Here is a 14,598-nt window from a genome sequence, read left to right as displayed (position 1 = left end):
GCGCTCACCTGGCGTGAGATATGCTGCTAAAAGTGAATTAAAACGGCTGTTTTCTTGTAGAAAGACTCAATATGCCAAAGTACGAAGTAGAAAACCTGACCCTGGCGGAAGCCACCCGCCACGCCCCCTTCGTCGACTACGCTCGTTGCGTAGATGCTAGCCAGCGCCCCTACAACCACGTAGGCGACTGGCCCGAGGAAGGCCAGCTCTACCCCGTTCGGGTAGTAGACTCCCGCACCGAAGGCCTGCCCTTGGTGCACGTTCTCGGCTTCGAGGGCGAAGCCCCGTATTACAATGCCTATGCGCCTCACCGTTTTGAACTGCTGCTGACCGTGTGGCTGAACTAAGCCACTTTCAAGTTAGCTCAGTAAAAAGCCCGGCCTTCTCGCTATGAGGAGGCTGGGCTTTTTTATGTTTGTTATGAATCTTTTAGAACGTCATGCTGAGCTTGCCGAAGCATCTCTACCTCCCGCTAATTTCACTTTTATAAATTCAACCGCTCCATAGTCCAGGGGTTAAACCTTGGGCTAGTGAACTGGCCTAGACGAAGCGGGAGAGATGCTTCGGCTGCGCTCAGCATGACGGGCTGTTAGCTGTCCAAGGTTGTTCGGCTACCGCTCCAGCTTAAAGTTGGGGTCTTGGGTTACGCGCTGCGGCGTGGCGGAGACAGCCCAGCCGGTGGCGTACATCCAGCGGGTCATGCGGGTGAGCTTGGCCACGTCGATGCGCGAGGCCTCGTCGCGGGGGGTGTGGTAGTCGGGGTGAAGTAAGGTGGTGAAGAACAGGGCTGGGATGCCGGCGCGAGCGTAGGGCAGGTGGTCACTGCGGAAGTACCAGCCCTCGGGGTGTTTGGCGTCGTCCCAGGAGTTATCGAGGGTGAACTTGGTAATGTTTTGGTTGGCTTTCAGAGCCATATCCACCAGGGCCTGGGAGTTGCGGTGCGGGGCCGTGGAGCCCAGCAAGGCCGCCGAATCGGGGGCGTTGCGGCCCATCATGTCGCCGTTGAGCACGGCTACAATGGAGGATTTCGGTACCGTGGGGTGCTCGGCAAACCAGCGGGAGCCCAGCAGGCCGCGCTCCTCGGCACCGTGCCACACGAACAAGGCCGAGCGGGCGCCCGGCCGCTGTTTCCAGGCACGGCCAATGGCCAGCAGGGCCACGCTCACGGTGGCGTTATCGTCGGCGCCGTTCCAGATAGAGTCGCCGGCTACGGGCGCCCCAATACCGTCGTGGTCGTGGTGGCCGCTGAACAGCACGTGCTCCTGCCGGCGCTCCGCATCGGTGCCGGGCACGCGGGCCACCACGTTAATGGAGGGATACTGGAAATCATTCATACTCAGTTCAGCCTGCAAGCGCGCTTTGGGCGCCCGCAGAGCGGCGGCTACCGATTGCCGCACCAGCAGCACGGGAATGAGCGCGGGCGGCACCGGCATGGAAGGGAGCAGGTACTGCCCATCCTGGTAGCGGTGGCCTACAAACTCCAGGCTCGGCTCGGTGGCGTCATCAGCGGCCAGAATAATACCGGCTACTCCGCGCGCCCGTAGGGCGGCGCTCTGCTGCCCAATAGCGGCCAGGGCGTAACGCATACTCCACAGGCTCATCTTGGGGGCCGGCAGCGGCGTGGGCGGCAGCAACGACATGGCTACAATCTTACCCCGTAGGTCGCGGCGCACGGTATCGGCCATGGTGTTCAGCCACACCACCGGCCCGTCGAGGCGGCTGTTGATGGGCGCCGTTACCCAAGCATCCTTCCACAGAGCCAGTGGTTTACCGCTGAGGCTCACTCGCGAGGTGGCCGCCATGGTGATGCGGCGCAATGGATAAAATTGGAAGTAGGTACCATCGTCGCCGGCGGGTTGGAGGCCTGCCTCGCGGGCGCGCTCGGCTACCCACACGGCAGCCCGCAACTCATCGGGGGTGCCAGCGCGGCGGCCCCGCATACTGTCGCTGGCCAGGGCAAACAAGTCGCGGCGCACCTCCGCCTCCCGAATGGCCTCTAGGGCGGGGGGCTCGGTGGGAGATGCTACGCCCGAGGTGGAGGGGGTCCGGGCGCAGCCAGCAAACAGGCCTAGCGCCAGCGCGGCACTTGGCAGAAGAGTAGTAAAACGCATAAGCAGAAAGGAGCAGTGGCCTACTGAAGCAGGCGGAGAGGATGGTTGTGGCGAGGTAAGATAGAGCGCAAGACCCTCCCTTCATATTTCCGACAATAAATTGTCGTTTCGTTATTCTGAAGTGGCCTAGCAAGCTAGGACAAGAGACTAATCAGCTTCTTTAAGACTCCAGTAGCCCCATCTCATCCTTCAGACCCACCCCGGAAAGCTGGCGGCGTAGGGCTTCCTGAAGCAAAAAGAACAGCTTGTCGGCAGCCAAGGCGTAACCAAGTCCCTCGGGACGGATGTTGGAGACGCAGTTGCGGGCTTCATCGGTAAGGCCGGGGCGGGGGCCGTACGTGAAGTAGGCACCCAAACTATGCGGGGAGCTGAGCCCCGGCCGTTCCCCGATCAGAATGAGGGAAAGCTGCGCGTGCAGGAGCTGACCAATTTCGTCGCTGATGGCTACGCGGGCCTGTTCAGCAATGGTTACGGGAGCCAGCGTAAAGCCCGCGGCTTGCAGCTTGGGCAGCAGCAGTTGCAACACGGGCACAGCATGCTCCTGCACGGCCGTAGCTGATAAGCCATCGGCTAGGATAATAGCTACATCGGCCCGTTCAGGCGCCTGCCCCTGCAGCAGCATCTTGCGCGACTCAGGATGTAATTGGCGGCCGAGGTCAGGGCGTTGCAGGTACTGAGGGCGGGTTTCGGCTTGGCTGCGCACAGCGCATACTGACACACCCAACTGCTCTAGGCCACTCGTTAGCAAGGCCAAGTTCAACTCAGAGTATACCGCGTCGCGCGCATCGGCATGGGCCAGTCGGAAGGCCAGAGCTTCGGATAAAGGCACGCTGGTGCCTACCCGGCCCAACGCAATGCGGGCCGCTGTAAACTCCCGCAGGCCCGACCACGGGTCGGGCTGCGGATCTTCGGGCGACAGAGCAGGCAGGTCAGTTTCCATAGAAAGCAATAGGCCTAGGCATTACCTAGCTGCTGCAGGGTCTTCTGATCTTTGGTACCGTTGAAAAACTTCTGTAAAACGGCCTCGAATACTGGGTCCGTGTTCTCAAGCGCGGCGAACAACGTCATCGAGGATTTGAGCTTTACATCATCGGGGCTGCCTAACACTTGGGTCGCATTGTTGCTACTCAACGTCAGCAGCGCTTGGCAGATAGTCACCAGCCGGGGGCCTAGCACTGGGTGGTGCAGAAAAGCCTCTGCCTCCTGTCTGTTTTTGATGGCGTAGAACCTAGAAGTTTCGCTGAAGCCCAGCCCGTGTATCTGCGGGAAAATGTACCACATCCAGTGGCTGCGCTTCCGTCCGCTTTTAATTTCAACCAAGGCAGTGGCGTAGTCTGATTCCTGAGCAGCAACAAATCGTTGCAGGGTGTTTTCAGCGGGCATTTTGGGCAGGGTTAATTTGAGGGAATCGTTTCCGCTTAATACGTCTGCCCACAGATAGAGGGGAAACTTGTGCAACATCTAATGCTAGTTGCAGTTCATCCTAGGCCTCAAATTCAAATGCATAGGCCCACCTAAATCCTGTCTGCATTATAGATAACCCAAGCATTGCGGGCTGCAGTGAAGGCGCGAAGGCCAATTCGAAAGTCTGGCTTACAGGTAGCTTGAGGAAGTAACAGTTAATCTATACCCTATTTTGATTTATTTAACTTAACACTCCGCAAATAATATTTACTATTTTCTATAAACTTGCGCAAAGCGGTATCCGTTTTCTCAACCTGTAACTCAAAATTAAATTGAATATTATTCCCTTTTACATTCGTAGACGCCATCAACTTTCTAGTATTTACTGCGTTAACTGAATCATTAGAATCGTATATTAATATTGAATAATATCTGTTATTGATTTTCTCAATAGTATCAGAAACCAGCATTGCAGAAGCGCCTTTTAGCAGACCTTTTTCCCGTGCAGCTATCTTTTTAAGGCTATGATCCTTAAATACGTATGACGAATCTGTCTCCCTACCACCAGAAACAAAAGAAGCTGGGTGTATTATCGTAAATCTTTCAAACACATCAGTCGGTTCTTTCCAAAACCAGCCATTTTCCTTTGTAACTGGAAAAGCTTTAGGTTGGAAACGGTATCTTAAATCGCCACAATCAATACAATCTGAATAACGAGTCCAGGAATAAGTAGTATCATATCGCGTTGGAAGACTAATAGTAATAGAGCCCAGGCTATCGACTAATTTTACTGTAACTACGTGGACTTGTTCGGGAGCTGTCAGTGCTAATTCTTTGGCAGAACGTGAAGTACAACTCGCAAGACAGTACAGAAATAATATCGACAGGAATTTTAGCATTAAGATATTTAAAGAAGTGCAGTAGCAGGGAGCTGATAAGGGGTAAATTACTCCAGCATGTTTGTATTTAACAACCGATGCCCTGCTGAAGCCGGTAGCTGCTGGCCGTGCTCGTTGAAAATTCCCTGTTGCTGCAGCCATGCCTCAAACTCTGGGGCGGGGCGCAGGCCTAGCACACGGCGCAGGTAGAGGGCATCGTGGAAGGAAGTAGACTGGTAGTTGAGCATGATATCGTCGGCGCCGGGAATGCCCATGATGTAGTTACAGCCCGCCACGCCAAGCAGCGTGAGCAGAGTGTCCATATCGTCCTGGTCGGCTTCGGCGTGGTTGGTGTAGCAGACGTCTACGCCCATGGGCAGGCCTAGGAGCTTACCGCAGAAGTGGTCTTCTAGCGCTGCCCTGATAATCTGCTTACCATCGTAGAGGTACTCAGGACCGATGAAGCCGACGACGGTATTTACTAGCAAGGGCTTGAAGCGCCGAGCCACGGCATAGGCGCGCGCCTCGCAGGTCTGCTGGTCGAGGCCGTGGTGAGCATTGGCCGATAATGCGCTGCCCTGTCCCGTCTCGAAGTACATCACGTTCTGGCCCAGGGTGCCCCGGCCCAGGCTTAGGGTAGCTTCCCAGGCGTCCTGCAGTAGACTCAGGTTTACGCCGAAGCTGGCGTTGAGCGCCTCAGTGCCACCAATGGATTGGAACGTCAGGTCTACGGGGGCCTGCTGCCGGATCAGTTCCAGTGTAGTTGTAACGTGGCAGAGCACGCAGGTCTGAGTAGGTATCTGGTACTGCTCCCGGCCGGCATCGAGCATTTCCAGCAGGTTGCGCACCACGCCGGGGCTGTCGGTGGCGGGGTTGATGCCCAGCACCGCGTCGCCGCTGCCGTAGAGTAGGCCATCAACGAGGCTAGCCGCAATGCCGCGGGGGTCGTCGGTGGGGTGGTTGGGTTGCAGGCGGGTAGCTAGGCGGCCACGCAGGCCTAGTGTGTTCCGGAATTTGGTTATCACCTCACACTTACGGGCTATAGCAATGAGCTCCTGGTTGCGCAGCAGCTTGCTCACGGCCGCCACCATTTCCGGAGTGAGGCCGTAGGCCACTTGGTGCAGCTCCACCTGGCCTGTGGTGTCCGAGAGCAGCCAGTCGCGGAGTTGGCCGACGGTGAAATGGCCGATGGGCGCAAACGCCGCGGCATCGTGGGTGTCAAGAATGAGGCGCGTAACCTCGTCCTGCTCGTACGGAATGAGGGCTTCCTGCAGAAAGGTTTTGAGCGGCACAGCGGCCAGGGTGATTTGCGCGGCTACCCGCTCCTCATAGCTGGTCGCTGCCACCCCGGCCAACTCGTCGCCGGAGCGCAGGGGCGTGGCTTTGGCCAGCAGCGTTTTCAGATTGGGGAAGGTGTATACCTGGTTGCGAATGGTGTGTTGGTAGGCCATGGGGCGCAGAGCAGCTTGTGAGCTAATGGATTTCAGCTTCTACCAGCGGTTGTTGTGCGGGCTGGGGCTGCTTGCCGAGCAGGCGGTACAGGCCTAGCGCCACCACTAAGCCCGCGCAGAACAGCACCGTAAGCTGCCAATTGTAGTACACAATGGCACCCAGGCTGACAGTCGTGAGCAGAAGTGCCACCGCCGGAAAGTAGGGGTAGAACGGTGCCGTAAAAGGCCGCTCTAGCTCAGGCTCCTTGCGGCGCAATACAAACAAGCTGATCAGGCTGATACCGTACATCACCACCGCTCCCAGCACCGACAGCACAATCACTTGGTCGGTAGTGCCCGTGAGCAAAGCCACACAACCTACTAGGCCACCAGCTACCAGTGCCCAGTGCGGGGTTTGAAAACGCGAATTCACCTGGGCGAGAAAGCCAGGCAGGTAGCCGCTGCGAGCCAGGGCAAAAATTTGCCGTGAATATCCAATGATGGTAGCGTGAAAGGAGGCAATTAGCCCGAAAAGCCCAATACTGGCGAAGATGCGCGTCCAGGGGCTGTTGCGCCCGAAGGCAATGCCTAGCGCTTCGGGCAGAGGGTAATCGATGCTGCTCAGCCGCTCCCAGTTGGTGACGCCCCCGGTCAGGATCATAACGCCCAGCGCCAGCAGAATAAGAGTGAGCAGGCCATAGATGTAACCTTTCGGGATGGTGCGCTTAGGGTCTTCTACTTCCTCGGCCACCATGGCCACACCTTCAATGGCCAGGTAAAACCAGATGGCAAACGGCAGGGCCGCAAAAATGCCGCCCCACCCAAACGGCAGTGGCCTAGAGAGAAAATTGACCGCCTGGAAATGCGGCGCTACCAATCCCATGTACAGTAGCAGCTCCCCCACCGCCAGCAGCGTCACCACCAAAGAAAACGTAGCCGATTCTTTGATGCCCAGCAGGTTGATTCCGATAAACACGCCGTAGCAGCCCAGCGCCATAGGCAGCACGGGCACCACCGGATGCAGAAAATGGGCGTAGCTACCTAACGCAAAAGCAATGGCCGGGGGCGCAAACAGAAACTCAATCAGAGTGGCATAGCCGGCTATTACTCCGCCCAGCGGCCCCAGCGCCCGGTGCGAATAGGCAAACGGACCACCCGCCTGCGGAATGGCCGTAGTCAGTTCCGTGAAGCTAAAAATGAAGGTGATGTAGAGCACCGTGATGACCAACGTAGCCACCAAGAAGCCTACTGTGCCGGCCACGGCCCAGCCATAGTTCCAGCCAAAGTACTCGCCTGAAATTACCAGCCCCACCGCAATAGCCCACAGGTGCAGAGGCCTCAAGACTTTTTTTAACTCAGGAGCGGAAGCGTTTGGCATGGCGTACACAGTCAGGAAGTCTTGATCCTGAATGTATTAAATAAACGCCAATAAGCTAGGCTATCGGCAAGGTATAGCTTTGAGGACTGGCCTAGCTCTTTCTCTTTTACTCTTGAGCAGCCACGGGCTGCTGCAACATAGGCTGCAACACGGCCCATACGTTGCGGGCTACCAAGCGGTGGCCTGCGGGCGTGGGGTGAATGCCGTCGCGCTGGTTAAGCTTCCGGACCCCGCCTACTCCTTCGAGCAGGAAGGGAATCAGCTTCACCTGGTTTTTCTGGGCCAGCTCGGCGTAGAGCTTTTTGAACTGCGTGGCGTAGTCGGGGCCCATGTTAGGTGGGATTTGCATGCCAGCCAGCACAATTTGCGCCTGCGGGCTCCGGCGGCGCACCGTATCAATGATGGCTTGCAGGTTGCGGCGTGTATCTGTGAGGGGCAGGCCGCGCAGACCGTCATTGCCGCCTAGCTCCAGCACAAACACGCTCACCGGCTGGCGCAGCACCCAGCCCACGCGGCTGCGGCCGCCGGCGGTAGTTTCCCCGCTCAGGCCCGCATTCACAATGTTGTAGGCCAGTCCGGCCGAGTCGAGCTTCTGCCCAATGAGGGCCGGGAAGGCTTCGTCGGGCTCCACTCCGTAGCCGGCCGTGATGCTATTGCCGAAGAACAGAATGGTTTTCGGGGCAGCTTTACCGGGAGCCTTCGGCATTTGGGTGGCCGTAGCGGCTGGGGCCTCGGCGGTTTGGGTAGCCGTCTGGGAATCGGAGTTACAGCTAACCAGAGCGCACAGGAGCGCGCCGCTCAGCAGGGACAAAACAGTTCTCATGCAGGATATAGTTACGGGTAGTTGCCTAACGAAAGAAAGTATGCGTAAGGTTAATCCGTCTGCTAATAAGTAATTGATTGCTGATTGTTCGTTACTGATTGCTGTACGCAGTCTAGTGTCCGCTAAGTACATCCTTACCGGCAAGCAACCTCAGACAATCAACCACTAGCAATCAGCAACCAACTCATTCTTCGTGCTCAAAGTCGAAAACCTCACCAAATCCTATTCCAGCGGTGGCCGGGCCCTTACGGTGCTGGAAGCCGTCAGCTTTGAGCTGGCCGCCGGCGACACCTTTTCTATTGTTGGGCCTTCGGGCAGCGGCAAAACCACCTTGCTAGGCCTATGCGCCGGCCTCGACCGCGCTACTTCGGGCAGCGTGTGGCTCAATGGGGTACAGTTAGATAATTTATCGGAAGACCAGCGCGCCGCCGTCCGTAACCAGTACGTGGGGTTTATCTTCCAGAACTTCCAGCTGCTGCCCACCCTCACCGCCCTCGAAAACGTGCAGGTGCCCCTGGAGCTGCGCGGGGAGAAAGGCTCGGCCCGGGCGGCGCAGGAGTTGCTGGCTCGCGTGGGCTTGGCCGGCCGCGGCCACCACTACCCTACCCAGCTCTCGGGCGGAGAGCAGCAGCGCATTTCGCTGGCCCGGGCCTTTGCCAATAGGCCTACCATTTTATTTGCCGATGAGCCCACCGGCAACCTCGACGCCGACACCAGCGCCACGGTGGTAGACCTGCTATTTGAGCTGAACCGCGAGGCCGGCACCACGCTCGTACTCGTGACCCACGACCTGGAGCTGGCCGCCAAAACTCAGCGCGTGGTCCGCATCAAGGGCGGCACTATGATTTCCGATTCGGCTGCGCCTGTTTCTTCTCCTGCATCCTCCGCTACGTTATGAGCCAGTTACCTTCTGCTAGGCCAGGGGCCGGCTGGCTGTGGCGTATGGCTTGGCGTGACAGCCGCCGCAGCCGGAGCCGCCTGCTGTTGTTCGTCTCGGCCATTGTGCTCGGTATTGCGGCCCTGGTCGGCATCAACGGCTTCGGGGATAATCTGGCCCGCACCATTGATGAGCAGGCCCAAGAGCTGCTGGGCGCCGACCTAGTGCTGTCGGCCAGCCAGCCCCTCAAGCCGGAGTTTCAGCCCATGATTGGGCCCTACATCGAGAACCACAGCACGGAGGCGGCGTTTGCCTCGCTGGTTCAATTCCCGAAGGGCAACGGGGTGCGGCTCGCTCAGGTACGCTCCATGGTGGGCGACTTTCCCTACTACGGCACCTGGCTGACCGAGCCTACCACGGCCGTGCAGGAGTTCCGGCAGGCCATGCGCAACAACCAGCCCGTGGCCCTGGTCGACGACGCCTTGCTGGTGCAGTTTGCCGCCCGCGTCGGCGACTCTATCCGGGTGGGTCGGGTGGTATTCCGCATTGCCGGGCGGGTGCGCAAAACGCCGGGTCAGTCGGAATTCAACGCCTCGGTGGCCCCCACCGTGTTTATTCCCGGCGACGATAGACTCAACGTGATGGGCGAGGCTGATTCTACCTCCTTGCTCGCCCGCACCCAGCTCATCAAGCCCGGCAGCCGGGTGCAATACCGCGCCTATTATAAGCTACGGCCGGGGGTAACCCCCGAGCGGCTGCGCGACCCGCTGGTAGACATTCCCAGCCAGGAAAACACTCGGGCTGAGACGGTAGCCAGTCGTAAGCAGCAAACCGGCCGCGCCTTCTCTGACCTCACCCGCTTCCTGAACCTGGTGGCGTTTGTGGCCTTGCTACTGGGCTGCGTGGGCGTGGCCAGCGCCGTGAGCCTGTACGTGCGCGAGAAAGTAGCCTCGGTGGCTGTGCTGCGGTGCTTGGGGGCCAGTGGTCGGCAAGCTTTACTTATCTACCTGCTGCAAACTGCTCTCATGGGCCTAGTGGGTGCCATTGTTGGAGCGGCGCTTGGCACGGCCATACAACTGGTGCTACCGCGGTTGTTTGCGGGGTTCCTGCCGGTGGCCGTGATTACTACTATTTCCTGGAGTGCCGTAGGCGAGGGCGTGCTGACGGGCTTGCTGGTGGCGGTGCTGTTTGCCCTGCTGCCCTTGCTGAGCATCCGGCGCGTGTCGCCGCTGCGCACGCTGCGGGCCTCTTATGAGGAAGATGCTTCTCGCCCCGACCCACTCCGGCTGGGTGTGTTTGGGCTGATTCTGCTGTTCATCCTGGGCTTTGCTTACCTGCAAACGCGTGACGTGAAGCTGGCCCTGGGCTTTACGGGCGGCCTAGTGGTGGCTTTTGGGGTGTTGGCGGGCGTAGGCCAGGGGCTGCGGCTGCTGGTGCGGCGCTTCTTCCCGGTGTCGTGGAGCTACGTGTGGCGCCAGGGCCTGGCAAATCTGTACCGGCCTAACAACCAGACCCTCCTGCTCACCGTGTCTATCGGACTGGGTGTGTTCTTGATGGCGACGCTATACCTGTTGCAAGGGCTCTTGCTGAGCCGGGTGCAGCTTTCGGCCAGCGGCCAGCAGCCCAATCTGGTCTTGTTCGACATCCAGACCGAGCAGAAGGCCGGTGTAGGCCAGTTGTTGCAGCGGCGCGGCCTACCCATTATGCAGGAGGTGCCCATCGTGACGATGCGGCTGACCTCCATCAACGGCCGCACCATCTCGCAAATGAAGAAGGATACGGCCAATGGCCCGTCCAGCCGCATGCTCACCCGCGAGTACCGCGTTACCTACCGCGATACGCTCAATCCTGGCTCCGAAAAACTGGCGGCCGGACAGCTCCCGAAGCTCGGGGCCGATGGCATTCCGCGCATTTCCATGGACGAGGATTTCGCCCAGCGCCTCAAAGTCAAGCTCAATGATACGCTGGTGTTCAACGTGCAGGGTGCCCCGCTTACCACCATCCTGGGCGGCACCCGCACCATCGATTGGAGCCGGGTGCAAACCAATTTCCTGGTAGTGTTTCCGAAGGGGATGCTGGAGCAGGCACCGCAGTTTCATGTGCTGCTCACCCGCGTGCCCAATAATCAAACGCTAGGCCTGGTGCAGCGCGACTTGGTGGCGGGCTTTCCCAACGTTTCCGCTATCGACTTGGGCCTGATTCTACAAACCCTCGACGATATTCTGAGCAAAATCTCCTTCGTGATTCGCTTTATGGCCCTGTTCAGCATTGCGACTGGGGTGGTCGTGCTCATCAGCTCGGTGGTGATTAGCCGCTACCAGCGCGTGCAGGAAAGCGTGCTACTGCGCACCCTAGGAGCCAGCCGCCGCCAGATTCTGCGTATTACGCTGGTGGAGTACGCCCTGCTAGGCCTGTTGGCGGCCGTGGCCGGGCTGCTGCTGGCGGTGGTGGCGGCATGGGCGTTGGCCACGTGGGTGTTTGAGGTGGCCTTTGTGCCGGCTCCCTGGCCCCTCCTGGTGTTGGCGGCTCTTACTACGGCGCTTACCGTGCTCATCGGCCTGCTCAATAGCCGTGATGTACTGACGCGGCCCCCACTCGAAATTCTGCGCGGAGAAGCCTGAACAGCCTTTTTTCCGGGTTATTTCATGTTTTTCTCACTTAAATTATACGGCAAGGGCAACATCGGTTGCAGTTACCCGTTAAAGTCTAGCCGAAGCACAACAGGCAACTGGTGTTTCTTCGACTATGTTTCATGCCCCTAATTTCTTTCCCCATGAAAAAAGTATTTGCTGTTGCCGCTTTCCTCGTAGCCGGTGTTGCTACCGCCAACGCCCAGACGAGCACGACTACTACCACTCAGTCGCAGACTACTACTCCTACCCAGGGCACGGTAATTCAGACGGCACCTGCCACCACTGAAACCACTAAATCGACGACTACCACCACCACGATGGACCAGCCTATGTCGGGCACCACGTCGGGTTCGTCTATTGCAACGCAGTCGGGCACGGGCGTGACCCAGGGCACTGCCACTGGCAAGTCTGACGTGAAAGCTAAAGACAAGAAGCGTAAGTCGAAAGTTAAGGCTGATCCTCAATAAGCTAGCCGTAGCGCCTCGCGCTATAGCCAACCCTACTAGAAAGCCCGACCGCCCTTGTGTGCGGTCGGGCTTTCTGTTTTAACTTGCTTACCGAAGGGGCGTTTGGCGCCTTTTTTCGCTTTTGTGCCCTGGCCTAGGCCTGTTATGAACGACCCCGAAATCCGCGCCCTGCTTTATCCCCTGCTTACGGAGGGTGTGTACGTGGATGAGCTACCCACCGGCACTACCCGCGCCGATGTGGTGCACATCACGCCTGCTTTTATGCACGGCTACGAGGTGAAGGGCGACGGCGACACCCTGCAGCGCGTGGCTAATCAGCTCCGCTGCTACGGCGAGGTGTATGACTTCGTGACGTTTATCGTGACGGAAAAACACCTGCCCAAGCTGCTGCCCCTGCTGCCCGAGTGGGTGGGCGTGCTGGTGGCTGTCCCCGGCCAGGAGTTGCGAGTACACCGGGCGGCCGCGTACAATGCTACCGTTGCGCGCGCTCCGCTGGCCAGCTTGCTGCTGCTGGAAGAAGTAAAGCAATACCTGCTGGCCCTAGGCCTCTCGGGAGTAAGCACGCTGCGTCGCCGCGAGGTGCTCAACTTCCTACGCACCACCCACTTGGTGCCTCTCTCCGGCCTGGCCCAGTACGTGCGCGACCGACTGACTGCCCGCCTACCCGAGCGCCTACTACACCGCGCCGAGCGCAAAGCCGAGCGGCAGCGCTTCGGCGGCCGCCGTCGTCGCAAACCTACTCACAACACGAAAGCAAAGACCAAGCGTAAAGCCACTGCCACCAAGCGCAAGCCAACCAAGGTGGCCTAGAGCGGCAGCAGCAACTGGCGGCCGGGAGTATCCTCGCCCGCCGTATCTAGATTAGATAAGGAAGCTCCCAGCAGCCGAATGCCTTTGGGCAGGGGCCATAAGGAATTCAGCAATTCCCGCCCCACCTGCTCTAGCGCGGCTTGACTTGTAAAAGGCACTATGCTGGTGCGGCTACGCGTGAGCACTTGAAAGTCGTTGTACTTGGCCTTTACCGTGAGCGTGCGCCCCAGAATACCAGTCCGTTCGCAGTAACTCCACACCGATTCCAGGGCTGGCTGTAGTCCACTCAGTAGCTGCTCCTGGGTGGTCAGGTCTTGCTCAAAGGTGGTTTCGGAGCCTACCGATTTACGCACCCGGTCGGCCACAACGGGGCGGTGGTCTTGAGCACGGGCAATGGCGTAGTAGTAAGAGCCTGCTTTTCCAAAGTTCTGACGTAAGAAGGCCTGCGTCTGCTGGCGCAAATCCCAGCCCGTGAAGATGCCTAGCTGGTTCATGCGCGCCGCCGTAACGTGCCCAATGCCGTGAAACTGGCCTACGCTCAAAGCTTCTACAAAGGCCAGCCCCTGGGCGGGCTTAATGACAAACTGCCCGTTAGGCTTGCGGTAATCGGAGGCCAGCTTGGCCAGAAACTTATTGTAGGAGATGCCCGCCGAGGCCGTGAGCTGAGTTTTCGCCAAAATTTTGGCTCTTATTTCCTGGGCCACCTGCGTAGCCGAAGCAATCTGCTTGAGGTTGTGGGTCACATCGAGGTAGGCCTCATCCAACGACACCGGCTCAATCAGCGGCGTGTATTCCGCAAAAATCTCCCGAATCTGCAGAGATACTTCCTTATATACGTCAAACCGGGGCTTCACGAAAATCAGCTCCGGGCACTTGCGCTTAGCCACCGAGGAGGCCATGGCCGAGCGCACCCCGAATTGCCGGGCCTCGTAACTGGCGGCCGCCACCACGCCGCGCTGCCGCGAGCCGCCCACCGCCACGGGCCGCCCACGCAAGATGGGGTTGTCGCGCTGTTCCACGGAAGCGTAGAACGCATCCATGTCCAGATGAATAATCTTCCGGCTTTCTTCCTGCTCCACCAAATCGGGTACCTAACTCCCCACGAAGATACAACCCAATGACCAGCCCATATAGCACTGAGCGGCCCCTAACGGCCCCATCTTTATAGCTTGAAAGCGCCCGTTGCTGGCCTAGAAATTAGAAAGCCGGCTCAGAACCCCCGTGAAGGAGTCTGAGTCGGCTTGGGCGCTATGCCAACGATTGCGGTAGGTGAGCTAGGCCACTTCCTGCACGCAGGAGGCCGGAAGTTAATGGTCTACCAGAGCTTGGTGTCGTGGATGCCGGCGGGCAGCGGGGGCCGCTCACTTAGGCCTAGCACGCACCAGCCGGCTTCTACGCCAAACGAGCCACCGTGCATGATGTAGCTAACCCAACGCGTCAGGCTGCGGCCACTGTACTGCTCACTTTCGGGCTCATACTCGCGCAGCACTAGTACGTCGCCCACGCGGAAGTCCCGATCATTTTCTCGAACATCAAAAGGTTTGGTTCCGGCATCCACCGCCGAGAAGCAGGCAGGCCAGATCTTGAGTTCATGCGTTTGCGCATGAGTAGGTGCGGCCCCAAGGCCGTAAGTTGCTATGGTAGGGTGCATGGAAATCTGCCGTTAAAAAGAACGCCTATATCCCAACGCGGGGCGTCAGGAATCTACAGATGGGCTTTCGGATGAATCAGTACACAACGGCTGCAGAACCGTTGCATGGGGAGGCACCTCGCGCCGTGAAGCTTGC

Annotated in this window: 14 protein-coding genes; 5 read left to right on the top strand and 9 right to left on the bottom strand. The window is 58.7% G+C overall.

The genetic code is table 11. The annotated features are described in order from the left end of the window. Positions 1–71 precede the first annotated feature (71 nt). Positions 72–347: a hypothetical protein gene (locus tag EU556_RS01375; protein WP_135430265.1), complete on the top strand. Its 276-nt coding sequence runs from the start codon at positions 72–74 to the stop codon at positions 345–347. A gap of 264 nt (positions 348–611) precedes the next feature. On the opposite strand, the gene EU556_RS01370 is transcribed toward EU556_RS01375, so the two are convergent. The 7 genes from EU556_RS01370 to EU556_RS01340 all read right to left on the bottom strand — a co-directional run bounded on the left by EU556_RS01370 (position 612) and on the right by EU556_RS01340 (position 8,024). Beyond that, positions 612–2,111, bottom strand: coding sequence for a M28 family metallopeptidase (locus EU556_RS01370; RefSeq protein WP_135430263.1), 1,500 nt, complete (start codon positions 2,109–2,111; stop codon positions 612–614). Between the two features lie 160 nt (positions 2,112–2,271). After that, the gene (gene eutC, locus EU556_RS01365; protein ID WP_135430261.1) at positions 2,272–3,051 is read right to left on the bottom strand and encodes an ethanolamine ammonia-lyase subunit EutC; all 780 of its coding nucleotides are present in this window, start codon (positions 3,049–3,051) and stop codon (positions 2,272–2,274) included. Between the two features lie 14 nt (positions 3,052–3,065). Further along, positions 3,066–3,494, bottom strand: a complete 429-nt coding sequence (locus EU556_RS01360; RefSeq protein ID WP_135430259.1) for a DUF1810 domain-containing protein — start codon at positions 3,492–3,494, stop codon at positions 3,066–3,068. Between the two features lie 248 nt (positions 3,495–3,742). Beyond that, the gene (locus tag EU556_RS01355; RefSeq protein ID WP_135430257.1) at positions 3,743–4,414 is read right to left on the bottom strand and encodes a hypothetical protein; all 672 of its coding nucleotides are present in this window, start codon (positions 4,412–4,414) and stop codon (positions 3,743–3,745) included. A 47-nt stretch (positions 4,415–4,461) separates the two neighbouring features. Further along, complete coding sequence (locus EU556_RS01350) at positions 4,462–5,844, bottom strand: ethanolamine ammonia-lyase subunit EutB (protein WP_135430255.1); 1,383 nt, start codon at positions 5,842–5,844, stop codon at positions 4,462–4,464. A 22-nt stretch (positions 5,845–5,866) separates the two neighbouring features. After that, positions 5,867–7,201: an ethanolamine permease gene (gene eat, locus EU556_RS01345; protein WP_135430253.1), complete on the bottom strand. Its 1,335-nt coding sequence runs from the start codon at positions 7,199–7,201 to the stop codon at positions 5,867–5,869. A gap of 106 nt (positions 7,202–7,307) precedes the next feature. Then, entirely contained in the window at positions 7,308–8,024 is a 717-nt protein-coding gene (locus EU556_RS01340; protein ID WP_135430251.1) for an arylesterase, read from the bottom strand. Positions 8,025–8,217: 193 nt separating this feature from the next. Here EU556_RS01340 and EU556_RS01335 point away from each other — a divergent pair, with 193 nt between their 5' ends. The 4 genes from EU556_RS01335 to EU556_RS01320 all read left to right on the top strand — a co-directional run bounded on the left by EU556_RS01335 (position 8,218) and on the right by EU556_RS01320 (position 12,811). Beyond that, positions 8,218–8,922, top strand: coding sequence for an ABC transporter ATP-binding protein (locus EU556_RS01335; RefSeq protein WP_135430249.1), 705 nt, complete (start codon positions 8,218–8,220; stop codon positions 8,920–8,922). Next, positions 8,919–11,522: an ABC transporter permease gene (locus EU556_RS01330; RefSeq protein ID WP_245327358.1), complete on the top strand. Its 2,604-nt coding sequence runs from the start codon at positions 8,919–8,921 to the stop codon at positions 11,520–11,522. Before EU556_RS01335 ends, EU556_RS01330 begins: the two co-directional genes overlap by 4 nt. Before the next feature lie 152 nt (positions 11,523–11,674). Then, complete coding sequence (locus tag EU556_RS01325; protein WP_135430247.1) at positions 11,675–12,001, top strand: hypothetical protein; 327 nt, start codon at positions 11,675–11,677, stop codon at positions 11,999–12,001. Between the two features lie 144 nt (positions 12,002–12,145). Further along, positions 12,146–12,811 carry a sce7726 family protein gene (locus EU556_RS01320; protein ID WP_135430245.1) on the top strand — a complete coding sequence of 222 codons (666 nt, stop codon included), beginning with the start codon at positions 12,146–12,148 and terminating at the stop codon, positions 12,809–12,811. Here EU556_RS01320 and dinB read toward each other — a convergent pair. Further along, a complete protein-coding gene (gene dinB / locus EU556_RS01315) occupies positions 12,808–13,890 on the bottom strand; it encodes a DNA polymerase IV (RefSeq protein ID WP_135430243.1) in 1,083 nt (360 codons plus the stop codon). The two genes, EU556_RS01320 and dinB, sit on opposite strands and share 4 nt — an antisense overlap. Positions 13,891–14,126: 236 nt before the next feature. After that, positions 14,127–14,462, bottom strand: a complete 336-nt coding sequence (locus EU556_RS01310; RefSeq protein ID WP_135430241.1) for an ASCH/PUA domain-containing protein — start codon at positions 14,460–14,462, stop codon at positions 14,127–14,129. Positions 14,463–14,598: the final 136 nt, after the last annotated feature.

The sequence above is a fragment of the Hymenobacter fodinae genome (assembly GCF_004745825.1).
In the GTDB taxonomy this organism is placed as follows: domain Bacteria; phylum Bacteroidota; class Bacteroidia; order Cytophagales; family Hymenobacteraceae; genus Hymenobacter; species Hymenobacter fodinae.
Note: the sequence above shows the minus strand (reverse complement) of the source record. Positions and strands in the feature narration are given on the sequence as shown.